Origin of the sequence: Occallatibacter sp. (genome assembly GCF_049802275.1) — a bacterium.
Taxonomy (GTDB): Bacteria; Acidobacteriota; Terriglobia; order Terriglobales; family Acidobacteriaceae; genus Telmatobacter.
The window spans coordinates 1-2,060 of record NZ_JBARMD010000409.1 but is presented as its reverse complement, the minus strand read 5'-3'; the positions used below and the strand labels follow the sequence as shown (position 1 = coordinate 2,060).

The window sequence follows — 2,060 nt, the reverse complement described above, 5'->3', positions numbered from 1 at the left end:
GATCTGGGTTCGTCATCGGTTGCTTCTCGACGCGTTAGCGTCCCCGCGATGCGCCATCCCACGCCGCGTTCGGCTTGCTTTCTAGGCTGACTGAGAAATAAAGGCTTCCAGCCTGGTGGCAAAATAGATCGGCGTCTCCTGCATCGGATAGTGCCCGGAATTGCTGATCTTCTCGATCTTCGCATGGGGGTAGAGCGCCGGATAGACGCTTCTGACAAGATCCTCGCTGACGCCATTGTCGAATTCGCCATATAGCACGAGCATTGGCGCTTTGACCTTGGCGGCACCGGCGGCGAAGTCGTCCTTGATGAAGGAGCGCATATAGCCCTTGAACGCCTCCCGGCTTGCAGTGTCGCGCGCTCGCCGCAGCATGGTTTCGAGCCACGGTTTGGAGAGACGGTTGCCGACTGAATCGCCGATCAGCGTCAATGCAACATTATCCTGTTCGCAGGCCGCGGCAAAGAATCCGAATACGGTATCGTCAAACGGCAAAGCGGAGGCCGGAACCGGCGTGACCGCTAGCAGGATGCTGAAAAAGTCGTTTTGCGAGGCGGTTGGAGTGTGATTCTGTGCATGTGCCTGATTCCTTTGATTTGAGGGACGCGATGCGCGGTGAAGATCAGCGATCGGAAGTTCTTTTCAGCTACGTCCGCTTGGAGAGCCGCATCCCGACCGATCATCCGCTGCGCGCGATCCGTACGCTGATCGATGAGGCGCTGAACGGACTGTCGCGAGACTTCAACAAACTTTACGCGCGAGACGGACGGCCGTCGATCCCGCCAGAGCGGCTGTTGCGGGCGCTGCTGCTGCAGGCGTTCTACACGGTGCGCTCGGAACGGCAGTTGATGGAGCAACTCAACTACAATCTGTTGTTCCGGTGGTTCGTCGGGCTCTCGGCGGATGATCAGGTGTGGAATGCGACGGTCTTCTGCAAGAACCGGGACCGGCTGCTCGACGGCGATATCGCGGCCAAGTTCTTTGCGAGCGTGTTGAACCTGCCTCAAGTCCGCAAGCTGCTCTCCGGCGAGCACTTCTCGGTCGACGGCACCCTGATCGAGGCCTGGGCGAGCATGAAGAGCTTTGTGCCGAAGGACGGCGGCGATCCGCCATCGGGAAAAGATCATGGCAGCGGTGGGCGCAACGCCGAGCGCGACTTTCATGGCGAGAAACGCAAGAATGACACGCATTTCTCGACCACCGACCCCGACGCCCGCTTGTTCCGCAAAGGCGCCGGCAAGGAGGCCAAGCTCTGCCACATGGGGCATCTGATGATGGAGAACCGCAATGGCCTCATCGTCGATGCGCGCCTGACCGAGGCCAACGGCACAGCGGAGCGCTCGACCGCGCTCGACATGATCGAGGACAATGCCAGGCCGGGCAGCACCGTGGGCGGCGACAAGAACTATGACACCGCCGACTTTGTCGCCGGCTGCCGTGAACGCGGCTGCACGCCGCATGTCTCGCAGAACAATGCCAACCGCCGCTCCGCGATCGACGCGCGCACGACCCGCCATCCCGGCTATCGCATCAGCACGATCAAGCGCAAGCGGATCGAGGAACCCTTTGGCTGGATGAAGACCGTCGGCGGTCTGCGCAAGACCCGGCATCGTGGCCGCGGCTTGGTGGAATGGTTCTTCGTCCTCACTGCTGCCGCCTACAATCTCATTCGCGTTCGCAAGCTGCTCGCCGCGACGGGATGAGTCCGTCTGGGGCGCCGAATATGAGGCAAAACCGCAGCCCATACCGCCCATGCAACGCGAATCGCGAACCATCACTCCGGTTTTTTCCCCGCAAACACCACGAAAATCGATCTCATAATCGAGATTTTCAGCACCCTGCTAGTGGGAGGGCAGCGCGACGACAACGCAATGCGTCGCGACGCTCAACGCCAGATTTGTAGCGAATTGTTTCCTCTCATTTCTCAAGGTAGCGGGTCTCGATCACACGCGCGCTCATGACGTCGCCAGCGTGATTCTAGCCAATGAGCCCAGGGCCTTGAACAAGACCATCGGCGAGGAGGTCATGGAGGTTCGCAACGGTCGGCGGTGCAACCTCGTTAC

The 2,060-nt window shown here is 60.3% G+C and carries 2 protein-coding genes; one reads left to right on the top strand and one right to left on the bottom strand.

The genetic code is table 11. The features are described from left to right. Nucleotides 1–81: 81 nt before the first annotated feature. Nucleotides 82–429, bottom strand: coding sequence for an alpha/beta fold hydrolase (locus WA354_RS14360; RefSeq protein WP_472813703.1), 348 nt, complete (start codon nt 427–429; stop codon nt 82–84). 176 nt (nt 430–605) lie between these two features. Between WA354_RS14360 and WA354_RS14355 the strand changes: the two genes are divergently transcribed. Beyond that, nucleotides 606–1,700, top strand: a complete 1,095-nt coding sequence (locus WA354_RS14355; RefSeq protein ID WP_472813702.1) for an IS5 family transposase — start codon at nt 606–608, stop codon at nt 1,698–1,700. Nucleotides 1,701–2,060 lie beyond the last annotated feature (360 nt).